This window comes from Defluviimonas sp. D31, from assembly GCF_033436765.1.
In the GTDB taxonomy this organism is placed as follows: domain Bacteria; phylum Pseudomonadota; class Alphaproteobacteria; order Rhodobacterales; family Rhodobacteraceae; genus Albidovulum.
Window position 1 is genome coordinate 1 of record NZ_JAWQFN010000050.1, and the last position, 3045, is coordinate 3045.

At 68.8% G+C, this 3045-nt stretch carries 3 protein-coding genes; all 3 read left to right on the forward strand.

Annotated elements, in window-relative coordinates:
* Positions 1-91: 91 nt before the first annotated feature.
* From R5H32_RS20745 to R5H32_RS20755, 3 genes are read left to right on the forward strand one after another with little or no spacing between them, the layout of a single operon-like run.
* Positions 92-988 carry a glutamine amidotransferase family protein gene (locus R5H32_RS20745; RefSeq protein ID WP_318340537.1) on the forward strand — a complete coding sequence of 299 codons (897 nt, stop codon included), beginning with the start codon at positions 92-94 and terminating at the stop codon, positions 986-988.
* 2 nt (positions 989-990) lie between these two features.
* Positions 991-1674, forward strand: coding sequence for a GXGXG domain-containing protein (locus R5H32_RS20750; protein ID WP_318340538.1), 684 nt, complete (start codon positions 991-993; stop codon positions 1672-1674).
* Between the two features lie 11 nt (positions 1675-1685).
* A complete protein-coding gene (locus tag R5H32_RS20755; protein WP_318340539.1) occupies positions 1686-3029 on the forward strand; it encodes an FMN-binding glutamate synthase family protein in 1344 nt (447 codons plus the stop codon).
* Positions 3030-3045: the final 16 nt, after the last annotated feature.

Genomic DNA, 3045 nt, shown 5'->3' on the forward strand with positions numbered 1-3045 from the left:
ATTTTCCTATCCTTAATATTTGTTTCTTCGTAGTTGATGTGTGTTCGGGATGGTGCTAGCGTTTTGGTGAGGCGATCCAAGGGAGTCGAAGATGTGCGGGATTGTGGGACTGTTTTTGAAGGACCGGTCGCTGGAGCCGCGGCTCGGGGCGTTGCTGACCGAGATGCTGGTGACGATGACGGACCGGGGTCCGGACAGCGCCGGGATCGCGATCTTCGGGGCGGATGCCGATGACGAGGGCAAGCTGACGGTGCAGTCGGCCGATCCGGCGCGCGATTTCGCGGGGCTGGCCGAGGCGCTCGGCGCGGCGGTCGGGGCGGCGGTGACGCTCGAGGGGAAGGACAGCCACGCGGTGTTGCGGATGCCGCTCGGCGCGCTCGGCGCGGCGCGGGCGGCACTCGCTGAGCTGCGCCCCGAGGTGCGGGTGATGAGTGCCGGCGACATCATCGAGATCTACAAGGAGGTCGGGCTGCCGAAGGACGTGGCGGCGCGCTTCGAGGTGTCGAAGATGAGCGGCCGCCACGGCATCGGCCACACCCGCATGGCCACCGAATCCGCGGTCACGACGATGGGCGCGCATCCCTTCTCCACCGGGCCCGACCAGTGCCTCGTGCACAACGGGTCCCTGTCGAACCACAACGGGCTCCGGCGCGAGCTGAAGCGCGAGGGGATGCGCTTCGAGACCGAGAACGACACCGAGGTCGCGGCCGCCTATCTCAGCCACAAGCTCGACCAGGGCCTGAGCCTCGGCGCGGCCCTCGAGGCCGGGCTCGAGGATCTCGACGGGTTCTACACCTTCGTGGTCGGCACGAAGGACGGCTTCGGCGTGGTGCGCGACCCGATCGCCTGCAAGCCCGCGGTGATGGCCGAGACCGACCAGTACGTCGCCTTCGGCTCGGAATACCGGGCGCTGGTCAACCTGCCCGGCATCGAGACCGCCCGCGTCTGGGAGCCCGAGCCCGCAACCGTCTATTTCTGGAACCACTGATCATGCAGACATTCGACCTCTCCAAGAGCAGCCTGCGCGAGCTCAACGCCACGCTCCACGCCCAGAAGGCCTCGACCAACCAGACCGCCTGGGAGATCGCCAACCCGCGCGGCCACCACGCGATCGCGGTCGGGCTCGACGCGCCGATCGAGGTCACGGTGAAGGGCTCGACGGGCTATTACTGCGCCGGCATGAACAAGCAGGCCACCGTGGTCGTGAAGGGCTCGGCCGGGCCGGGCGTGGCCGAGAACATGATGTCGGGCACCGTCATCGTCGAGGGCGACGCGAGCCAGTATGCCGGGGCGACCGGCAATGGCGGGCTCCTGGTGATCAAGGGCAATGCCTCGTCGCGCTGCGGCATCTCGATGAAGGGCATCGACATCGTCGTTTTCGGCAGTATCGGCCACATGTCGGCCTTCATGGCGCAGTCGGGCAACCTCGTCGTGCTCGGCGATGCCGGCGACGCGCTCGGGGATTCGCTCTACGAGGCGCGGCTCTTCGTGCGCGGCTCGGTCAAGAGCCTCGGCGCGGACTGCATCGAGAAGGAGATGCGGCCCGAGCATCTCGAGATCCTGCGCGATCTTCTCGCGCGCTCCGGCGCGCCGGCGAAGCCGGAGGAGTTCAAGCGCTACGGCTCGGCCCGCAGGCTCTACAACTTCCACATCGACAACGCGTCGGCCTATTGAGGAGCGCAGCCATGAAAGACGGAACCAAGGGCACGCAGATCCCGCAGACCACGCCGCGCCAGTCCTGGACCTTCTCCAACGAGATGAACTCCGAGATCCGCCGCGCGGCGGCGACCGGGATCTACGACATCCGCGGCGGCGGCTCCAAGCGCCGGGTGCCGCATTTCGACGACCTCCTGTTCCTCGGCGCCTCGATCAGCCGCTACCCGCTCGAGGGCTACCGCGAGCGCTGCGACACGAAGGTCGTGCTCGGCACCCGCTTCGCCAAGAAGCCGATCGAGCTCGACATCCCGATCACCATCGCCGGCATGTCCTTCGGCTCGCTCTCGGGCCCGGCCAAGGAGGCGCTCGGCCGCGGCGCGACGCTCGCCGGCACCTCGACCACGACCGGCGACGGCGGCATGACCGAGGAGGAGCGCGGCCATTCCAACAAGCTCGTCTACCAGTACCTGCCCTCGCGCTACGGCATGAACCCCGACGACCTGCGCCGCGCCGACGCGATCGAGGTCGTGGTCGGCCAGGGCGCCAAGCCCGGCGGCGGCGGCATGCTTCTGGGCCAGAAGATCTCCGACCGGGTCGCGAAGATGCGCAACCTGCCGAAGGGGATCGACCAGCGCTCGGCCTGCCGCCACCCGGACTGGACCGGGCCCGACGATCTCGAGATCAAGATCCTGGAGCTCAGGGAGATCACCAACTGGGAGAAGCCGATCTACGTCAAGATCGGCGGCGCGCGGCCCTATTACGACACCACGCTCGCGGTCAAGGCCGGCGCCGATGTCGTCGTCCTCGACGGCATGCAGGGCGGCACCGCGGCGACCCAGGACGTGTTCATCGAGCATGTCGGCCAGCCGACGCTGGCCTGCCTGCCGCAGGCGGTGAAGGCGCTGCAGGACCTCGGCATGCACCGCAAGGTGCAGCTGATCATCTCCGGCGGCATCCGCTCGGGCGCCGATGTCGCCAAGGCGCTGGCGCTCGGCGCCGACGTCGCCTCGGTCGGCACCGCGGCGCTGATCGCGCTCGGCGACAACGATCCCCATCTCGAGGAGGAGTACCGCGCCCTCGGCACCACCGCCGGCGCCTATGACGACTGGCACGAGGGCAAGTGCCCGGCCGGCATCACCACCCAGGACCCCGAGCTGATGGCCCGGCTCGACCCGCTGGCGGCGGGCCGCCGGCTGGCGAATTACCTCAAGGTGATGACGCTCGAGGCGCAGACGATCGCCCGGGCCTGCGGCAAGAATCACGTCCACAACCTCGAGCCCGAGGATCTCTGCGCGCTGACGATCGAGGCCGCGGCGATGGCCGGCGTGCCCTTGACCGGCACCTCCTGGATCCCCGGCCGCGGCGGGTTCTGACCCGCCCCGGCCCCCG

Bases quoted from the DNA above. Each gene is read 5' to 3' on its own strand.
- R5H32_RS20745 (WP_318340537.1), top strand. From the start codon at position 92: ATGTGCGGGATTGTGGGACTGTTTTTGAAGGACCGGTCGCTGGAGCCG.
- R5H32_RS20750 (WP_318340538.1), top strand. From the start codon at position 991: ATGCAGACATTCGACCTCTCCAAGAGCAGCCTGCGCGAGCTCAACGCC.
- R5H32_RS20755 (WP_318340539.1), top strand. From the start codon at position 1,686: ATGAAAGACGGAACCAAGGGCACGCAGATCCCGCAGACCACGCCGCGC.